General features: G+C 44.5%; 18 protein-coding genes and 1 other RNA gene. 14 read left to right on the top strand and 5 right to left on the bottom strand.

Going from position 1 to position 17,683, the window contains the following annotated elements; translation table 11 throughout:
* The first annotated feature begins 71 nt into the window (after positions 1–71).
* From IGJ26_RS14800 to IGJ26_RS14745, 12 genes are all read left to right on the top strand, one after another.
* The gene (locus tag IGJ26_RS14800; protein ID WP_429968833.1) at positions 72–851 is read left to right on the top strand and encodes a phosphotransferase family protein; all 780 of its coding nucleotides are present in this window, start codon (positions 72–74) and stop codon (positions 849–851) included.
* A gap of 57 nt (positions 852–908) precedes the next feature.
* A complete protein-coding gene (gene trmB / locus IGJ26_RS14795) occupies positions 909–1,565 on the top strand; it encodes a tRNA (guanosine(46)-N7)-methyltransferase TrmB (RefSeq protein ID WP_005233410.1) in 657 nt (218 codons plus the stop codon).
* An 87-nt stretch (positions 1,566–1,652) separates the two neighbouring features.
* Positions 1,653–2,615, top strand: coding sequence for a competence type IV pilus ATPase ComGA (gene comGA / locus IGJ26_RS14790; RefSeq protein ID WP_429968832.1), 963 nt, complete (start codon positions 1,653–1,655; stop codon positions 2,613–2,615).
* Positions 2,569–3,597 carry a competence type IV pilus assembly protein ComGB gene (gene comGB / locus IGJ26_RS14785; RefSeq protein ID WP_016612983.1) on the top strand — a complete coding sequence of 343 codons (1,029 nt, stop codon included), beginning with the start codon at positions 2,569–2,571 and terminating at the stop codon, positions 3,595–3,597. Before comGA ends, comGB begins: the two co-directional genes overlap by 47 nt.
* Positions 3,594–3,899 (top strand): competence type IV pilus major pilin ComGC, encoded by a 306-nt coding sequence (gene comGC / locus IGJ26_RS14780; protein WP_005233413.1) that lies wholly within the window; start codon positions 3,594–3,596, stop codon positions 3,897–3,899. Before comGB ends, comGC begins: the two co-directional genes overlap by 4 nt.
* Positions 3,883–4,347 carry a competence type IV pilus minor pilin ComGD gene (gene comGD, locus IGJ26_RS14775; protein WP_005233414.1) on the top strand — a complete coding sequence of 155 codons (465 nt, stop codon included), beginning with the start codon at positions 3,883–3,885 and terminating at the stop codon, positions 4,345–4,347. Before comGC ends, comGD begins: the two co-directional genes overlap by 17 nt.
* Positions 4,328–4,642, top strand: coding sequence for a hypothetical protein (locus tag IGJ26_RS14770; RefSeq protein ID WP_005233415.1), 315 nt, complete (start codon positions 4,328–4,330; stop codon positions 4,640–4,642). Before comGD ends, IGJ26_RS14770 begins: the two co-directional genes overlap by 20 nt.
* Positions 4,632–5,057, top strand: coding sequence for a competence type IV pilus minor pilin ComGF (gene comGF / locus IGJ26_RS14765; protein WP_005233416.1), 426 nt, complete (start codon positions 4,632–4,634; stop codon positions 5,055–5,057). The genes IGJ26_RS14770 and comGF overlap by 11 nt, the downstream gene beginning before the upstream one ends.
* The gene (gene comGG / locus IGJ26_RS14760) at positions 5,020–5,391 is read left to right on the top strand and encodes a competence type IV pilus minor pilin ComGG (protein ID WP_008382038.1); all 372 of its coding nucleotides are present in this window, start codon (positions 5,020–5,022) and stop codon (positions 5,389–5,391) included. Before comGF ends, comGG begins: the two co-directional genes overlap by 38 nt.
* Before the next feature lie 167 nt (positions 5,392–5,558).
* On the top strand, positions 5,559–6,563 hold the full coding sequence (locus IGJ26_RS14755; RefSeq protein ID WP_005233418.1) for a class I SAM-dependent methyltransferase: 1,005 nt from the start codon (positions 5,559–5,561) through the stop codon (positions 6,561–6,563).
* Between the two features lie 24 nt (positions 6,564–6,587).
* The gene (locus IGJ26_RS14750) at positions 6,588–7,772 is read left to right on the top strand and encodes an acetate/propionate family kinase (RefSeq protein WP_005233419.1); all 1,185 of its coding nucleotides are present in this window, start codon (positions 6,588–6,590) and stop codon (positions 7,770–7,772) included.
* Positions 7,773–8,129: 357 nt separating this feature from the next.
* Positions 8,130–9,590 (top strand): peptide MFS transporter, encoded by a 1,461-nt coding sequence (locus IGJ26_RS14745; protein WP_005227746.1) that lies wholly within the window; start codon positions 8,130–8,132, stop codon positions 9,588–9,590.
* 95 nt (positions 9,591–9,685) lie between these two features.
* Here IGJ26_RS14745 and abc-f read toward each other — a convergent pair whose 3' ends face one another.
* Together abc-f and IGJ26_RS14735 are read right to left on the bottom strand one after the other, a co-directional pair.
* Positions 9,686–11,269, bottom strand: a complete 1,584-nt coding sequence (abc-f, locus tag IGJ26_RS14740; protein WP_086298563.1) for a ribosomal protection-like ABC-F family protein — start codon at positions 11,267–11,269, stop codon at positions 9,686–9,688.
* A 313-nt stretch (positions 11,270–11,582) separates the two neighbouring features.
* Entirely contained in the window at positions 11,583–13,583 is a 2,001-nt protein-coding gene (locus IGJ26_RS14735; protein WP_008382045.1) for a KUP/HAK/KT family potassium transporter, read from the bottom strand.
* A gap of 270 nt (positions 13,584–13,853) precedes the next feature.
* Here IGJ26_RS14735 and IGJ26_RS14730 point away from each other — a divergent pair, with 270 nt between their 5' ends.
* Positions 13,854–14,609, top strand: a complete 756-nt coding sequence (locus tag IGJ26_RS14730) for an ABC transporter ATP-binding protein (RefSeq protein WP_008382046.1) — start codon at positions 13,854–13,856, stop codon at positions 14,607–14,609.
* Positions 14,610–16,190, top strand: a complete 1,581-nt coding sequence (locus IGJ26_RS14725; RefSeq protein ID WP_430599705.1) for an ABC transporter — start codon at positions 14,610–14,612, stop codon at positions 16,188–16,190. It begins immediately after the preceding gene.
* Positions 16,191–16,475: 285 nt separating this feature from the next.
* On the opposite strand, the gene IGJ26_RS14720 is transcribed toward IGJ26_RS14725, so the two are convergent.
* The 3 genes from IGJ26_RS14720 to ssrS form a co-directional block, all read right to left on the bottom strand.
* A complete protein-coding gene (locus IGJ26_RS14720; protein WP_061053361.1) occupies positions 16,476–16,955 on the bottom strand; it encodes a universal stress protein in 480 nt (159 codons plus the stop codon).
* Between the two features lie 64 nt (positions 16,956–17,019).
* Positions 17,020–17,310 (bottom strand): hypothetical protein, encoded by a 291-nt coding sequence (locus tag IGJ26_RS14715; protein ID WP_005233435.1) that lies wholly within the window; start codon positions 17,308–17,310, stop codon positions 17,020–17,022.
* Between the two features lie 168 nt (positions 17,311–17,478).
* Positions 17,479–17,673: non-coding RNA, 6S RNA (gene ssrS / locus IGJ26_RS14710), on the bottom strand.
* Positions 17,674–17,683 lie beyond the last annotated feature (10 nt).

Genomic DNA, 17,683 nt, shown 5'->3' with positions numbered 1-17,683 from the left:
CATATGCGCTTGACGGCGACCCATTAGGAAGCTAGAATAAGAGGTACTGCGAAATAAGGAGAGAAGCTAGGATGGATATTCGCTTGGATCAAGATTGGCGTATGCGGCCAATCAAAGGCGACACCGGGAAAGCCTATATCGGGCTCAAGGACAACGACAAAGTCTTTATCAAACGAAATACGACCCCGATGCTTGCGGCACTCTCTAAAGAGGGCATTGCACCCAAACTCGTCTGGACGAAACGGACGGGAAATGGGGATACGCTCTCCGCACAAGAATGGCTGGATGGACGGGTCTTAGATCCCGATGAAATCGGCCAAAGAAATGATGTCATTGATGTGTTGTATCACTTGCATCATTCAAAAACGTTGGCACAGATGCTAAGCAAAATCGGCGGACAAGTCAGATCGCCTGAACAGATGCTGATGGATTATCAGGATCAGCTGCCTTCTGCGGTCGCCCAAAACCGTTTTATTCATTTGGTTACCGAGTATTTAAAAACCAATATTCCAGCTTTTGACGAGCAGAAAGCCGCGGTCGTCCATGGCGATGTCAATTATCGAAATTGGCTAGTTTGTCAAAACTATTTGTATTTAGTCGATTGGGATTCCGTGATGTTTGCAGATCCGGCAATCGATATCGGCACTATTTTAGGTCACTATGTGCCATTATCTGGCTGGTCTCATTGGCTCGTGCGCTATGGTATCCACAGCAGCAGCGAAATGATCGAAAAGATTTATTGGTACGCATTGTTGAGTATGCTGCAAGAGGTCAAAAAATATTATCTGCGAGGCGATTACAAAGCCATGAATGCAGAGATTTTACAATTAAAACGAATTTATAGTGAATGAAGAGAAGATGGAGCGAGGCAATTTGGTTCCATCTTGTTTTTTCGGAAAGGAAGAAACATGAGAGTAAGAAAACGTGCAGGTGCAAAAGAGCTGATTGACGCTCATCCAGAATACGTCGTTGCAGAGCCTACTGAATGGAAAGGGCGTTGGCATGAACGCTTTGGCAATGATCACCCGCTGCATATCGAAATTGGAATGGGAAAAGGCCAATTTATTACGGAAATGGCGAAAGCTCATCCCGAGATCAATTATATTGGCGTGGAAATGCAGATTAGTGTCGTTTCGATCGCATTAGATAAAATGATCGAGCAGGAGATCCCGAACTTGCAGCTGCTGCATGTCGATGGTTCCGCATTGACCAACTATTTTGCTGACAATGAAGTAGACCAGATCTATTTGAATTTTTCTGATCCATGGCCTAAGAAGAAGCATGAGAAGCGCCGTTTGACTTCCAAAGCCTTTTTAGCAGTCGACGAGCAGATTTTACGTCCCAACGGCGAGATCCATTTCAAAACGGATAACCAAGGATTGTTTGAGTATTCCTTAGCGAGCTTTTCTCAATACGGCATGATTATCAAACAAGTTTGGTTGGACTTGCATAACAGTTCCTTTGAGAACAATATCATGACTGAATATGAAGAAAAATTCTCCAGCCGCGGGCAGCGGATCTATCGGGTGGAAGCCCAATTTGTGGCAAAAGAACCACAGAAATAAACGAATGATGAAAGATGAAGCAAATTTGCTTCATCTTTTTTTCTATTCTCAAAGCGTTTGCGTATTTCTTTTTAGGAGGGATAAGTCGTGGATATTCGAGCATTCTCAGACGAGTTGATTCTTTATGGAAGACAAGAACGCATGCAGGATCTGGCCATTTTGCCTAGCGGTACACAGATGGAGGTGATTTTCAGTAAAAGCTATCTCAGAAAGACCTATCAAGTACTGACCAACGAAGAAGCTCAGCAGCTGATCACCCGCTTTAAATTTTTAGGAGGAATGGAGGTGGGAGAACGGCGCAAAGCTCAGTTAGGCGCAGTCAGCTATCTGTTAGGCGATCAGCTACAGCGGTTGCGCATCTCAACGGTGGGTGATTATCAAGGGCGTGAAAGTCTCGTGATGCGGTTTCTTTATCCTTTGAACAAGGAGCATCTGCGCTATTTTTTTGCAGAAGACGTCCAGCAGATCCAACAGACAACCAAACAAAGAGGCTTATATTTATTTTCCGGCCCCACTGGCTCAGGAAAATCGACCCTCATGTATCAATTAGCACGGGCAACCCAGGGACAAGTCATTACCATCGAAGATCCTGTGGAGATTGAAGAGCCGCATTTTTTGCAGCTGCAGACCAATTTGAAAATCGGACAAGACTATGATGAATTGATTCGCTTGTCTTTGCGGCATCGTCCAGACCTGCTTTTGATTGGCGAGATCCGTAACAAAGAGACGGCGCAAGCCGCTGTACGAGCCGCTCTGACAGGTCACCGAGTATTTGCCACGATCCATGCACGAGGCGTAGCAGAAACCAAGACACGGCTGCTGGAATTGCTAGGGGCAGACGATCTTCTGGCGCACGCGTTGCAAGGGATCGTTTATCAGCGATTGTTGCCGAATGAAGTCAACGAACCCCATGGATTGCTGGCGTATCACTTTTATGAGGGGCAAGTGGAAAAACAGTGGCAGCACGTATTAAAACGAGTGAAAGAAAGTGGGTGGATCACCGATGAAGTTTATGAAAAAGAAGCCCCAGCTACCACGCCGTGCAACTGAAGCCCTCTTGGTCACCTTCACGGTGTTATTGGAGAGTGGCTTTTCCCTACAAGAAAGCCTCCAAGTGTTGCTGCGCAGTCGCCAGTTTTCTGAACCTGTGATCGAACAGCTGATTGCCCATCTTGCCCAAGGGCAAAGCTTGGCAGCAGCAGTAGCGCCGTTGTCTTTATCGGCTACCGAAAAAAATCAGCTTTATTTAGCAGAAAGTCATGGGAATCTCACGACGACCTTGCGGCGGATGGTCGACTACCACAAATTGGTCAACAAGCAAAAACAGCTGCTGTACAAAGTAGCGGCCTATCCGCTTTTGCTACTGGTCTTTTTAGTGGCGGCTCTCTTTGGCATGCATCGCTTTTTAATGCCTCAATTGTTAGCCTCTGGCATGATCGACGAAGGTCATTGGGGCATTCGCGCCATCACTTGGGCACCAGCAGTACTTATCCTCTTCTTGTTGGTAAGTGTGCTGCTTTTTGTGATCAGCCGCTGGGTATTTGCCCGCCGCACTGCCTTGCAAAAAGCTGTATTCTTCAGCCACCTGCCATTGTTCGGAGCATTGTACACGAGTTATCACACGAGTTTTTTCGCATTGGAATGGGGCAAGTTGTTTCAGCAAGGGTTAGATATCCAACAGATCATTGAGTGTATGGAGCACACCAATAAAGCTACCTTGATCCAAGAATTAGCGCGAGAGTTGCGAGTGACCTTGACACTTGGCGGAGAACTCCCAGAAAAACTTCGTCATTTCTCGTTTCTCACACCAGAATTTTCTTTGATCGTCTTTCAAGGAGAAGTACGGGGAAAGTTAGGAGAAGAGCTTTTTTTATACAGTCAATTATTGATGGATCGCTTGTTTCAACGAATCGAAAAAGCTATTCACTGGGTTCAGCCTCTGATTTTTTTGTTGGTTGCTTTAATGATCGTTGGGATCTATGCCGCTATGTTTTTACCAATCTATGGAAATATCCAAGGAGTGATCGAATGATAGAAAAGAAAGTCGCATCTTCTCGCAAGCAGGGGATTTGGCGTGTCAAAAAAGGCTTTACATTGGTTGAAATGTTGGTTGTTTTATTAGTGATCAGTATTTTGGTTTTGTTGTTTGTCCCAAATCTTGCCAAGCAAAGAGGAATCATTGATGAGAAAGGAAATGCGGCCATCGTGAAAGTGGTGGAAACCCAGATCGAACTCTTTCGTCTGAATGAAAATCGGGAGCCCTCGAGAGAAGAATTGATCGCTGAAGGGTATGTATCTGAGGAGCAATATGCGATTTATGAGCAAGGGGACTAAGGGCTGTCGACGTTGCTCTTTTGCTGGTTTTACTTTAATAGAAAGCCTTTTGGTCCTCATGGTCAGTAGTATGTTTCTCTTTTTTCCCGTCGTGGCCATCGAGTACTATCAACGATCTGCTGAAGTCTTAGGCTTTTGTGCACGCTTAGAAAAAGGCCTCTATACCATACAGCAATCGGCCATCATCGATAACACACAAACCCGAGCCGTTTATCAAGCAGCGCCAACGCCAACTGTTTCATTTTATGGCGCTGCAACTGAGCCGGTCACCAAGATCGAAGTCCCTCCTCAACTAGCGATGCAGGCGTTTCCCGATATTCTTTTTAGTAGTCAGTCCGGCAACAATAGCAGTCTGCGAAGGATCGTTTTCTATTGGCAGGAGAAAAAGCAAACCATCAGCTATAAGTTTTTATTTGGGAGCGGACGCTATGAAAAAATCGTTGAATAGCGGGTTCATCTTAGCAGAAAGCCTGATTGGCTTTGGGGTGTTGGCAACCTGTGTGTTATTGTTTTTAGCGATGCAGACCGCTTCACTGACGCAAAGTGCGGCATTGCAGGAAAAAGCCCAAATGCTGCGGGTGCTGTATGAAGAAGTCCAGAACCACTCCTTTGATGCGTCAACCATTACCTACACGACGCAGCGTCAGACGGTCTATCAAGTTCGCTTTTGGCAAGCAGCGCAGCATCAACAGGCACGCATCCAAAGTGGCGAACAGCTCTGGGAGATTGTGTATGAAGAGTAAAGGCTTTACTTTGTTGGAGTGTCTGTTGTCTTTATGGGTATTGGCGATCTGCTTATTGATGATAAGCGGGATCGTCAAGCACCTCGCACCGGTCAATCAGCAGATCATGGCTCGCAAAGATCAAGAATGGCATGTTTTTTTGTTTCAGTTGGAACGGGAATTAAGTACCTGTGTCTATCTATCAGTCAGCGAGAACACGCTATATTTGCGAAGCAGTCAAAACAATTCGGTAACGATCGATCGCATCAACCGCGTGTTGCGGAAACGGGACAACAATGGCTATCAACCGTTGTTGACAGAAGTGGCAGATGTGTCTTTTGAGAAAATTGGCGCAGCGATCCGCTTTACCGTTTCCTTTGAGAATGGAGACCAGAAAATTGGACAATGGAAAATACACTCACAAGAGGCGGCATAAAGGCGGTATTTTACTCACAGCATTGTTGTTTGTGCAGCTGTTGAGCTTGATGTTATTGCTGGTGTTAGAAAACAGCCGCACAACAGCCCTTTTTTATACAAAAACCATTGAAACCTATGAAGCCCGTATTATGAGTGAACTTTTCCATGCGGAATTCTTGCAAAACGAGTTGGAAGATCGAGGGACACGGTTTTATAATGTAGGAAAGTTGACTTATGAACGGCAAGGACAGAGCTTACAGATCGAATGCTATGTCAAAAGTCGGCGATTTACTTTTACCTTTTTGTTGCCTGAAGAGCAGCCTGAAATAGACACAGATGACCAAGAAGAATAGTACAGGAAAAGGATGGTTGTTTCGACCATCCTTTTTCATACAGAAATAGAAAAAGAATGTTTACAGCTTCACAAATTATTCTAAACGAAAGCGATTGATTATTTTGGATGAATCGGCTAAAATTAAACAGGTATATATGTTGTTATAGTTTTGAAAAGAGGTGCAAGATGTCCGCAGAAAAAATGGAAACGTCTTTTCATTTGACCGTTGAAGCGATCCAACTGCTTCAAAACGCATTGGAAACGTCTTTTTTTGATGCTTACGTAGAGACGATCGAAAATTTTGTTGATCAATACCAAGTTCGCGTGATCGATGGGGTACCAGATGAAGCAACTGCTGCTCGTTTAGAAACCATCTATCAAGAAATTCGAGCAATGGAACTATCGGCAGAAGAAAAACGCAAGCTTGCGCAGTTGGTTTTGTTGAAAGGCAGCCAAACGGAGCGCCTGCAGGCCAATCACCAACTGACACCAGATAGTCTTGGGTTTTTATTCGTCTATTTGATCGAGCAGTTGAGTAGTGCCGATCAACCAGTGAAACTTCTTGATTTATCGGTAGGCATGGGGAATCTCTTATTGACAGTCTTGCTGAATCTGCAATTAGCCAAGCGTCCAGTAGAAGGAACCGGTGTGGATATTGACGAAACCTTGTTGGCGATCGCAGCTGCAACTGGCGAATGGACCAAAGCGCCCTTGCATTTGTTCCATCAAGATGGCTTGCAAGAGCTTTTGATCGAACCGATGGATCTGGCGATCAGCGATCTACCGGTGGGCTATTACCCACAAGATGACAAAGCCCGCAGCTTTATTACGGCGGCTCCAGAAGGACACAGTTACGCCCATCATTTGTTGATGGAACAAGCGATGAACTATGTCAAAGCTGGCGGTTACGGTTTGTTCTTACTACCAAGCAATTTCTTGGAAACGGAACAGAGTGAATTTTTGAAAAAATGGCTGAAAGAAAAGGTTTATTTGCAAGGAATGATTCAGCTTCCTGAAGAACTCTTTAAAAATGAACATTCACGTAAAAGTATATTGCTTTTACAAAACCACGGAGGGACAAGCAAACAAGCAGAAGAAGTCTTGCTGGTCAAGCTAGCCTCACTGAAAGAACCAAAGAACATCACAAAACTTTTTGAACAATTTGCGGCTTGGAAAGCAGCAAATCTGTAATATAATTCGGATAAGGAGATCATCATGTCAAAAACAATCGCAATCAATGCTGGAAGTTCAAGTTTAAAATGGCAATTATATCAAATGCCAGAGGAAACAGTTGTCGCTAAAGGAATCGTTGAACGAATCGGTTTGAAAGATTCTATCTTTACCATCAAATATGGGGAAGATCAAAAATTCGAACAAATCATCGATATCAACGATCACGAAGTAGCTGTAAAAATGTTATTGGATCAACTGATCGAATTAAACATTTTAGGTGCTTATGATGAAATCACTGGCGTCGGTCACCGCGTCGTTCACGGCGGAGAAGATTTCCCTGATTCAGTTGTGATCACAGACGAAGTGATGGAACGCATCCAAGCATTGGCTGAATTTGCGCCATTACACAACCCAGCAAACTTGATGGGGATCACTGCTTTCAAAAAAATCTTGCCTGAAATCATCAGTGTCGCTGTTTTTGATACTTCTTTCCATGCAACGATGCCAAAACACAATTACCTATACAGCTTGCCATTAGAGTACTATAACGAGTTTAAAGTACGTAAATACGGCTTCCACGGTACAAGCCACCGTTATGTTTCTGAGCGTGCGGCAGAAATGTTAGGCAAACCAATCGAAGAATTAAAAATCATCACTTGCCATCTAGGGAACGGTGCGTCGATCACTGCAGTTGACGGCGGAAAATCAGTAGATACATCAATGGGCTTCACGCCGTTAGCTGGTGTAACGATGGGAACACGTTCTGGTGACATCGATCCTGCTGTTTTGCCTTACTTAATGGAAAAATTAGATTTGAACATCGATGAAATGGTGGATGTTTTAAACAAAAAATCTGGTTTATTAGGCTTAACTGGTATTTCCAGCGACATGCGCGATCTAGAAGCAAACTACGACAAAGAAGAAGTCAAAGTTGCTTATGACGTCTTTACTGACCGCATCCGTAAATACATCGGTGGCTATGTAACGACCATGAACGGTGTCGATGCGATCGTCTTTACTGCTGGTATCGGTGAAAATGATGCCCACGTCCGCAGCGAAGTTATCAAAGGCATGACTTGGTTTGGTTGCGAATTAGATGCCGATCAAAATGCAAAACGCGGCGAAGAATTAGTGATCTCAACTGAAGAGTCAAAAGTCAAAGTACTTTTGATCCCAACAGATGAAGAATTAATGATCGCTCGTGATGTGGAACGTTTACGCGGCTAAGCGAAAACATTTCTTAGAATAGAAGCTGAAACACATGCAAGAGAAATGCTTGCATGTGTTTTTTTGTAGGAAAGTCCGCAAAACGGGACTAGAGAGAAAAATTGGTGAAGACCATTTTCTAATTTTTTAAACAGAAAATTTAATAATTATACATATGAAAATTGGCTCATACTGCACCTAGGTGGATGGCTTCTCATTTTGCTTTCATTTGAATTTAAATTTCCTTCCTTTTTTACAAGATGTTCTCAGGGAAATACCCTTGTAAAAGTTGCCAAATGGGAATAAACTGGCATTTGTGAATTTTCAGAAAAATTCCGCTATTTTATTTTCATTAATTTTTATAAGGGGCCATTACATATGGAAAAAGAAAAAACATTCTTAGGTCAGCCGCGAGGGCTGTCGACGTTATTCTTCACGGAAATGTGGGAACGATTCAGTTATTATGGTATGCGGGCGATTTTGGTGTACTTCATGTACGATGCAGTTGCCAACGGCGGCTTAGGGTTGCCAAAAGGAACGGCTGTGGCGATCATGTCGATTTACGGTTCCTTAGTGTATATGTCAAGTATTGTTGGCGGTTGGATCTCGGACCGTCTTTTAGGATCAAATAAATCCGTCTTTTATGGTGGGATCTTGATCATGTTAGGACACATCGTCTTGGCAACACCTTTAGGGATTCCAGCGTTGTTTGTGTCCATGATGCTGATCGTCATCGGAACCGGACTATTGAAATCCAACGTGTCGGGTATGGTGGGGCATTTGTACAGCAAAGACGATATCCGTCGGGATGCTGGTTTCTCAATTTTCTACATGGGGATCAATATCGGTGGCTTGTTAGCACCGATCATCGTCGGGATCTTAGGACAAGAGGTCAACTACCACTTAGGCTTTTCGATTGCTGCTATCGGGATGTTTATCGGTTTGGTGCAGTATTATGTGCAAGGAAAAACCACGTTGAAAAGTGTAGCGATCGCGCCAACGAATCCCTTATCGGCAGCCGAAAAGAAAACCTTCTTCCGAGCAGTCGTTCTGGTTCTTCTCGCATTGGCAGTGTTGTTTGGCGCAGCTGCTGCAACGGGCCATCTGACGGTTGATTTCTTCATCAACTTCATCAGTGTTCTAGGTATTTTCTTGCCGATCTACTACTTTACCAAAATGCTGCGTTCGAAAGATGTCACACCAGATGAAAAGAAAAAAGTGTTGGCCTACATTCCGCTGTTCTTGTCAGCGATCGTCTTTTGGTCCTTAGAAGAACAAGGCTCATCGATCTTGGCATTGTTTGCCGCTGACCGTACGCAATCAACGTTATTCGGCATCAATATTCCAGCAAGTTTGTATCAAACCTTAAATCCACTTTTTGTCGTCTTACTGACACCTGTCTTTGTCTGGTTGTGGACCAAACTAGGTTCTCGTCAACCCCGGACAGAAGTGAAGTTTGCCATTGGTTTGGTCTTAGCCGGTTTGTCCTTTCTATTGCTAATGCTGCCAAGCCTCTTGTTTGGAGTAGAAGAACGGGTCAGCCCATTATGGTTGGTATTGAGCTTCTTCATTATGATTGCGGGGGAAATGTGTCTTTCACCTGTGGGCTTGTCGGTGACGACCAAACTAGCGCCGAAAGCTTTCGAAGCACAAACCTTGGCGATTTGGTTGTTAGCAGACGCTTCTTCACAAGCCATCAATGCGCAAATCGCTCGGTTCTATACACCACAAACAGAAGGGATGTACTATGGCATCGTCGGCGGAGTAGCCGTTGTTGTCGGCATCATCTTGTATTTAGCTAGAAAACCGATCCGCAACTTGATCGGCAACATTCATTGATCAAAAAATAAAAACTTGATTTTCCGCCTATGCATGGATTGAACAACCCATGCTTACTGTAGGAAAATCAAGTTTTTTTGTTGCGAATCAATGTCTTAGTCAATCAATGGGCTTAGTGGCTGGCGTGTGATCTGCTGCTGTGCAATGACCAGGGCTTCTTGGAAGTGCTGCTGCAAAAAGTAGCGGTCATGGCTGACTGCCAGCAGGGTCCCTTGATAATCTTGCAGCATTTCTTCAATTTCTTCTCGGGCATAGCTGTCGAGGTGATTGGTTGGTTCATCCAAAATCAGGACGTTGATTTTTTCTAAAAAGAGTTTCAGTAACGCCAAACGGATTTTTTCACCACCAGATAAATCTTTGATTCGTTTGGCCACATCACTTTGATAAAACCCACTTTTGGCCAATTGCCGACGAGCAGCCTCTTCGTTTCCTGTCAACGTCTGTACGTAGGCCAACAAGCGGCTCTCAGGATCGGCAAACTGTAGCTGTTGGGGCAAATAGCCGATTTGTAAGCTGCTGCCGCGCTTGATAGTGCCGCCGCTAGGAAGCTCCTCACCGAGAAGTAATGTGAGTAAGGTTGATTTTCCGGTACCATTGTCGCCGATGATGGCTAGATGCTCCCCACGGTAGATTGCAAAACTGCTGTCTTTGAATAGGAGCTGATCGGCATATTGCTGGTGCAAGTCGCGAACGATGAACACCTCTTTACCTGATTTTCCGCCATTTGCCAAGCCTTGCAGCCGATTTTTCGGGGGCGCTGGCGGTTTGACCAGTGTAAGTTTCGCTAGGCGGCGTTCCAATTCTTTGGCTTTTTTGAAGAAGGATTCATTGTCTCCTTCATGGCCCCACTGACGAAATCGACGAATCATGACTTTCAGTCGCTGGACTTCTTTTTGCTGCAGTTCGTAATTTTTGGTCAGCTCCGCCAAGCGAGCTTCTTTCAAGACACGAAATCGGCTATAGTTCCCAGGATACTCAATCAGGGCGCCTTCTTCCAGTTCCCAGGTCTTGGTGGTGACTTGATCGAGAAAGTGTCGATCGTGAGAAACGACTAGAACCGCTTTTTTCGTATTCTGTAAATAATTTTCCAACCAGCGGATACTTGAAAGATCCAAGTGATTGGTTGGTTCATCCAGTAACAGCAAGGCAGCATCGGTGACTAACACTTTGGCTAAAGCGACTTTGACCCGTTCACCCCCGCTAAGGTCTGTTAACCGTGCGTCCTGCCGATGGGGAATTCCTAACCCTTGTAAGATCGCGGAAATTCGGTCTTCTAATCCATAACCGCCCAGCTCTTCAAAGCGCTGCTGCAGCTCGCCATAACGGATCAGACACTTCTCTAAATCAGTATCGGGTTCTGCCATCAAGGCTTCGTAATGGCTCATTTGCTGTTTGAGTTCTTGAATGTTAGCTGCAGAATGGAGCAGGTAGTGGGTAACGGTTGCTTCAGAAACTGTCAGCTCTTGCTCGACCGTCCCGATCCTCAAGCCTTTTTGGCGGCTGATAACGCCGCTATCGACACCTTCACTGCCAGTCAAGATTTGTAAAAAGGTTGATTTGCCCGTTCCGTTGATGCCGACTAGGGCAATTTTTTCCCCAGCTTCGATTTGGCAGGATAACTCCTCAAATAACGGATTCCCGCCGATGGTTTTTTTAATAGCAATTGCTTGTATGATCATGATCTCTCTCCTTGAGACCACTCAAAAAGGCCATGGATATCCATGGCCAGTGTTATTTAAACTCAGATTTTTTTGAGAAAAATACCTTGAGATGGCCATTGATTTTACGTAAATTTAACTGTTTTGGACAGACTCGTCCCGTCAACAGCAACTGTAAAACCAATTGCATGGCTAAATGCGATATGGTATCGTTGGTAATTTTCATTACTTGTTATTTTAGTCATGCGCATCATGGTCGTTTTCCCTCCTTTGTGTCTTTGTCTTTTCAGTGTACCTGAAAGTATCAGAAAGTTCAACCAGTACTGGCGGTTTCTTAGCGTTCCTCGATGCGTAATTCTGTCAGAGAGCTTTCTTTCATCTGACCGATGACCAAAGGAACGGTCTCATGAACCACATCGCTGTATTCTAAGCCGAACCAGCGTTCAGGTGAAATAGTATGGCGTTTGATAAAAAGCTTCGTCTGCATGACTTGCTTCTGCCATTTGCTTAATGCAGTTGCATTCGACAGCTCTTCTTCGATCATCACGAATTGGAAATCACCCACATTGCGTCCAGGCGTTAAGGAATAGCGTTGCGGCTGCAGCGGCAAGCGACCATCTTTCATCAATTCTTGAATGATTTGGCGAATGTAGAGATTGACTTCTTGCGGCACCCGAAAGCCGAGATAAAGCTTTAGTTTAACGATAAAATCGGTATCTGCCATCGAAACTTCATATTTTTTCGTATAAGGTTCATCGGTGACTTCCACATTGACGAACCAATACACTTTGGCACGCTTCGGCCGTTTGTCTAAAATGGAATAGATGAACTGCTGACCGATCTGATCGTCTTGCAGTTTAGGAACCATGAAGACGACGTTCGTCTGAGATAATGGCAAAGAATCATCTTCCCGCAACTGTTTCAATTGAGGGATGTAGGTAGAAAGTGCAACTTCTTCGGCAGCATTTTCTTGAATACGATTGCCCCATTCCCAAATCAGCATCACACCGATGATCACGCTGGCTAATAAGATGGCAACGTAACCGCCATGGAAAAATTTCGTCGCACTAGAGATAAAGAAAATGCCTTCGATCGCTGCAAAAAAGAGCGTGATGAACGGTGCCAAGAAACGGGTCTTCTTGTTTTGGTGCAAGTAGAAATACAGCAAAATAGTGGTCATCAACATCGTTACCGTAATGGCCAATCCATAAGCGGCTTCCATCCGAGTAGAGGTCTGGAAGAATAAGACTACGCCGGAACAGGCGATCCACAGCAAGGTGTTCAAGGCAGGAATATACATTTGCCCGATAGACGCCCCCGGATAGATGATTTGCATCCGCGGCAATAGTTTCAACTTGATGGCTTCAGAAACCAAGGTAAAGGAGCCAGACAGCAGAGCTTGCGAAGCAATGATGGCAGCGAGTGTGGCGAAGCTGACACCAAAGACTGTCCACCCTTGCGGCAACGCTTGGAAAAATGGGTTCAAGTTTTCGATTTCTTGATAAGTCGGGTTTTGATAGACTTGCAGCAGCCACGCCGCTTGACCAAAGTAATTCAGCATCAAGCAGATTTTGATATAGGGCCAGCTAGCATAAATGTTTTTCTTACCCACATGACCTAAGTCCGAGTAGAGGGCTTCCGCACCAGTAGTCGCCAAAAAGATATTGCCGAGAATAAAGAGACCAGCGCTGTTATCGGGACTAAAGAGCAGATTGATCGCATACCGGGGATCAAGGGCCCGAATCACCGAAAGGTCACCGGCAAAGTTCATCACACCGACGATGCCCAAGAAGGTGAACCAGCCTAGCATGATCGGTCCGAAGGCTTTGCCGACAAACTCAGTCCCAAAGCGCTGCAGGGCAAAGAGGACCAATAAGATTGCTAAGGTGATGCCGACGATGATCGATTGGTCATTGCCGAAGCGATCAAAAAAGGCTGGAATTCCCCGTAATCCTTCGATGGCAGTGGTTACGGTCACGGCAGGCGTCAATACCCCATCTGCTAGCAGGGCTGCGCCCCCGATGATCGCTGGAATAATCAAGTAGCGGCTGTTTTTACGAACTAAGGTATAAAGGGAAAAAATCCCGCCTTCTCCATGGTTATCCGCGTTTAATGCGATCAAGACGTACTTGATCGTCGTTAACAAGGTCAGCGTCCAAAAGACGAGCGAGACGCTGCCTAAGATAAAGTCGGGCGTTAAGGTGCGTAGTCCGCCATTATCCTCCACCAGGGCTTTCATTACGTAAAGTGGGCTCGTACCGATATCACCGTAGACCACCCCCATGGCGACTAAAAGTCCGCCGGCGGTCACTTTTTTCATTTTACTTGAACTCATTGACTGTTTTCCCTCCATTTTAAACTGCAAAAAGACCTAAGCGGCCCCTTGCCACTTAGGTCTTGCAAGAAACATCTTAAACCAGCGGATTCCCGCTTGCTGTTGATCTAAGATCATGGAACGATCCATGTGCTACTCCCCTAAAGTGCTCTTATTATCTTTGTTTTTGCAGCTCCTGTCAATTGATTTGATAAAAATGGCAATAAACATTTTTCTTTTACTACGTTTCAGCGTAAGATAACAATAGGTATGGAATAAGGAGGCAGGAAAATGATTGAGATCAAGAATCTGACGAAACAATATGGACCAAAAAAAGCATTGTCTGATCTTTCCCTGACGATTCGTCAAGGGGAGATCTTTGGCTTTCTGGGACACAACGGGGCAGGGAAGTCGACAACGATCAAAAGCTTAGTTAGTATTTTACAACCGACGAGTGGGGAAATTTTTTTTGACGGTCAATCCCTCGTGGAACATCGGGAAGCGATAAAAAAACAAATTGCCTATGTGCCGGACACGCCAGATTTGTTTTTACAGCTGACGGCTGGGGAATATTGGGACTTGATTGCAGCAGCGTATGAAGTACCAGCAGCGGAAAAGGCCGAGCGTTTGCAAAAATTAGGGCGCTTGTTTGATATGCTGTCTCATGAAGAAGAGACCATCGCTAGCTTTTCCCATGGAATGCGGCAAAAAACGCTGCTGATTGGGGCATTGATCCCCGATCCGGACATTTGGATCTTGGACGAACCATTGCAAGGCTTAGATCCCCAAGCAGCGTATGATTTAAAAGAAATGATGAAACAGCATGCTGCCAAGGGTAAGACCGTGATTTTTTCTACCCACGTCTTAGACACCGCCCAGCAGTTGTGTGATCAATTAGCGATTTTGAAAAAAGGTGAGCTGCTGTACAATGGCTCAGTGGCAGATTTGCTGGCACAGCATCCGTCGCTTTCTTTGGAAACAATCTATCTGCAAATGACTGGGAGAAGTCAAGAAGAAGCGATTCTTGCAGAAGCGGAGGAAGCGTAGATGCGAAAACAACAATTTCTGACGCTGACCTCCGTTAATTTGCGGTATGCCAATCCCCAACTAACAGACAAAGCCCGCAAAAAAGGCAAGGCTGGTTCGACCTTGACCAGTTATTTGTTGTTTCAATATGCGCTTTCTGGAGTGGTGTTTCTGCTAGTCTATGGTTTGACGATGATCACATTGGATTTTAGTCAGATGCCGGGCTTTTTTACCTATTATGTCGCTTTGTTCGGAATCTTAGGCTTTTCCCAAGGGATTTCGTCCATTTACAATGTCTTCTTCGAAAGTCAAGATCTGCCATCGTATTTGCCGCTGCCCTTTCGACAGAGTGAAATTTTTCTGGCAAAGATCGTGGTGGTATTTCTTACCGTTGCGCCGTTTATTTTTCCTTTGTTGGTCTTATTTCTCCTGACAGGGATTCGGGCAAACGTCTTTTTCTTGCTGACGATCTTATGGGCGTTCTTGCTGTTCGGCTTGTTTTTAGTCTTGATCTTCAGCATTTGCAGCTTGATCGTCTTCAGCCTGACCCGCACCAAGTTTTTCTTGAAGCATAAAAAATTGGTCACTAGTTTATTGCTAGGTGTGACGATGCTGGTTGTTGTGATCGGGGTCTTAATGATGAATCAGGTGAATACTTATGAGACAGACGTGGTAGACCGGGGAGCGATCAGCTTTTTATTGCCTTTTTATTATGTGATGGTGGCACCGTTTCAAACGACCGGTTTGCTTAGCTTGCTAGGGATCATCGCCACAGCAGGCGTGCTGCTTTTTGCCCTCTATCGATTGATCTTGCCGAAGTTTTATGAGCAAGTGGCAGCCGCGGCGCCTAACCAAGGGAGTGTTCGTCGGAAGCATAAACCCAATCAAGGTTTGGGCCAGCTGTTGTTTAATTACAATTCGCAGTTGATCCGTGATCCGAATTTGATCATGCAAGTCTTTTCTTCCTCGTTACTGATGCCCATCATTTTTTTAGTGTCCTTTGTGTTTACTGGGGCGGTTCAGTTAAGTGAATTGGATGAGCGATTTATCGGTGTTGTTTTCGTGGCGGGGATCGCCTTGGCGGCACTGATGGTCAACCCGACTTCTTTTATCAGTAATTTGATTTCATTGGATCAGGAGAATTTCTTGTTTGTCCGCTCCTTGCCGTTATCGATGAAGCGCTACTTGCGGGAAAAATTCCGCTTTGGCGTCGTTTTGCAGCTGAGCTTAACGGCAGTCATCGTGCTGGCAGCAGTGCTTTTATTCAAAATGCCGCTGATTTTGGCTATCTCTTTCCTAGTAGGAGCACTTTGGAGCAGTTTTCTTTTGTGCTTGAAATATTTTGCTCGTGATTATCGATTGCTGCTTTTGGATTGGACCAATATCAGTCAATTGTTTACGAGAGGGGCGGGGAGTCTTGGGTTAGCCATTGGAACAGTCGCAACGCTATTTCTTTCCGTCATTGTTATCATCCTTTATGGCTTTGCTGCGACTTCGATTGATTTTTTGTTATTGAATGGTCCGGTTTTCTTTGTGATCCTCTTGACCAGCGTCCTTTGGATAGCCCACTATGACCATAGATTTTGGCGTCGTTTTTCCTAAGGGAAGCGACGCTTTGCTTTTTTTTATTTAAGGATGGATAAATTAACTATTTATTCAGAAAATTCAGAAAAACTATTTACAATCAAAAGGAAACATGGTTAGATAGGAGTACCTATTACTTTGCTTTCATTTTTTGCTGTACAAGTTTGGATAACCGACTTGTCAAAGAGCTGTGACCAAAGGCAAAAAGACCAATGAGACCTAAGTGCTCGTTGACTCTTTTGCTTTTGTCACGGTTTTTTTTGCACAAAAAAACCTGCCGTTCGTCGGCAGGTCGTCTAGCTATCAAGCTTTGGTGTGGTCTTTTTCTGGTAATTTGTTTTCTAGATCTGTCCGCACAACTAACACATCACAGCCAGCATGGCGAATGACATACTCAGACACGGAACCGATAAAGATTCGTTCCACGGCATTTAAACCAGTGGCACCGATCATAATCAAATCGATGTTGTGATCTTCGGGCAATTGTTTGGCAATGATTGGTTTTGGCGAGCCGTATTCAATCACTGTTTTGACTGCAGTTACTTGGTGTTTGCGGGCATAATCCTCATAGTCTTTCAAAGTTTGTTTGGCCATTTCGGTTGCTTGCTCAGCAAGCATGCCGTCAAAAGAAGAAACGGTTTGAAAGGCCCGAGTGTCGATCACATGTGCTAAAACTAATTCAGAATCATTCCGCTGTGCCACATTCACGGCTTTTTTGAAGGCTAATTCTGACTCGCTAGACCCATCGACGGCTACCATGATTCGTTGATATTGTTGTAACATAAGAAACACTCCCATCTGTTATCTTCTATTTTTATTGTAATGCTTTTTTCTGGAAAAAGAAAACCTAATCTTCCTTTTTTTTCATTTTTTGTGCCAGCAAGATGCTGAATGAAGCGGAAGAGAGCAACAACAACGCCAAATAAAACAAGGCAATCAGCTCTCTATCGACAAAGCCCACAACCAATGCCACTACGCCTAAAAGGAAATGAATGAGGCTATAGGTTTTTAAGAAGACTTTATTCGCCTCAGTAGTAGGGATCAAAGTGAAAAAAATCGCTTGTTTGGCATAAAGCAAATAACTGGTGCCGAATAATACGAGTGCCACGATCGTAAATAATAGAAGAATCATAAACATACGCCATCCTATTCTAAGTTGATAGGTTTAGTATAGCGAACCCTAGAAAGAATAGCAAAAGCCACCCTTACTTTGATATCAGATGGAGGACGTTGCACGGTTTCTAACGGCTAGAAAACGCAAAAAAGCCATCTGTTAAAAACAGATGGCACATTCTAAAAAGAATGGGTAATATCCGTTGATGCCGTTCTTTTTCCCATAGTATTGATCCCGCAAATTCTAGCAGGTGGGTTCCACGGTCTAAGCTTCGAACTACCAAAGGAAAAGGCATGTTACCAGCATTGACACAAGACGGATCCCAAGATATCAATAAAAATGTTCGGTCAACACACAAAAGGGACAACTCGTACATCACAGAATTCCCACCCTTATA

Origin of the sequence: Enterococcus sp. AZ095a, assembly GCF_050546735.1 — a bacterium.
GTDB classification, from domain to species: domain Bacteria; phylum Bacillota; class Bacilli; order Lactobacillales; family Enterococcaceae; genus Enterococcus_D; species Enterococcus_D entomosocium.
Note: the sequence above shows the minus strand (reverse complement) of the source record. Positions and strands in the feature narration are given on the sequence as shown.

Coding starts and splice junctions, on each gene's coding strand:
- IGJ26_RS14745 (WP_005227746.1), top strand. CDS start 8,130: ATGGAAAAAGAAAAAACATTCTTAGGTCAGCCGCGAGGGCTGTCGACG.
- IGJ26_RS14725 (WP_430599705.1), top strand. CDS start 14,610: ATGCGAAAACAACAATTTCTGACGCTGACCTCCGTTAATTTGCGGTAT.
- trmB (WP_005233410.1), top strand. CDS start 909: ATGAGAGTAAGAAAACGTGCAGGTGCAAAAGAGCTGATTGACGCTCAT.
- IGJ26_RS14735 (WP_008382045.1), bottom strand. CDS start 13,583: ATGAGTTCAAGTAAAATGAAAAAAGTGACCGCCGGCGGACTTTTAGTC.
- IGJ26_RS14715 (WP_005233435.1), bottom strand. CDS start 17,310: ATGTTTATGATTCTTCTATTATTTACGATCGTGGCACTCGTATTATTC.
- IGJ26_RS14720 (WP_061053361.1), bottom strand. CDS start 16,955: ATGTTACAACAATATCAACGAATCATGGTAGCCGTCGATGGGTCTAGC.
- comGB (WP_016612983.1), top strand. CDS start 2,569: ATGAAGTTTATGAAAAAGAAGCCCCAGCTACCACGCCGTGCAACTGAA.
- comGC (WP_005233413.1), top strand. CDS start 3,594: ATGATAGAAAAGAAAGTCGCATCTTCTCGCAAGCAGGGGATTTGGCGT.
- comGF (WP_005233416.1), top strand. CDS start 4,632: ATGAAGAGTAAAGGCTTTACTTTGTTGGAGTGTCTGTTGTCTTTATGG.
- IGJ26_RS14755 (WP_005233418.1), top strand. CDS start 5,559: ATGTCCGCAGAAAAAATGGAAACGTCTTTTCATTTGACCGTTGAAGCG.
- IGJ26_RS14750 (WP_005233419.1), top strand. CDS start 6,588: ATGTCAAAAACAATCGCAATCAATGCTGGAAGTTCAAGTTTAAAATGG.
- IGJ26_RS14800 (WP_429968833.1), top strand. CDS start 72: ATGGATATTCGCTTGGATCAAGATTGGCGTATGCGGCCAATCAAAGGC.
- abc-f (WP_086298563.1), bottom strand. CDS start 11,269: ATGATCATACAAGCAATTGCTATTAAAAAAACCATCGGCGGGAATCCG.
- IGJ26_RS14770 (WP_005233415.1), top strand. CDS start 4,328: ATGAAAAAATCGTTGAATAGCGGGTTCATCTTAGCAGAAAGCCTGATT.
- IGJ26_RS14730 (WP_008382046.1), top strand. CDS start 13,854: ATGATTGAGATCAAGAATCTGACGAAACAATATGGACCAAAAAAAGCA.
- comGD (WP_005233414.1), top strand. CDS start 3,883: ATGAGCAAGGGGACTAAGGGCTGTCGACGTTGCTCTTTTGCTGGTTTT.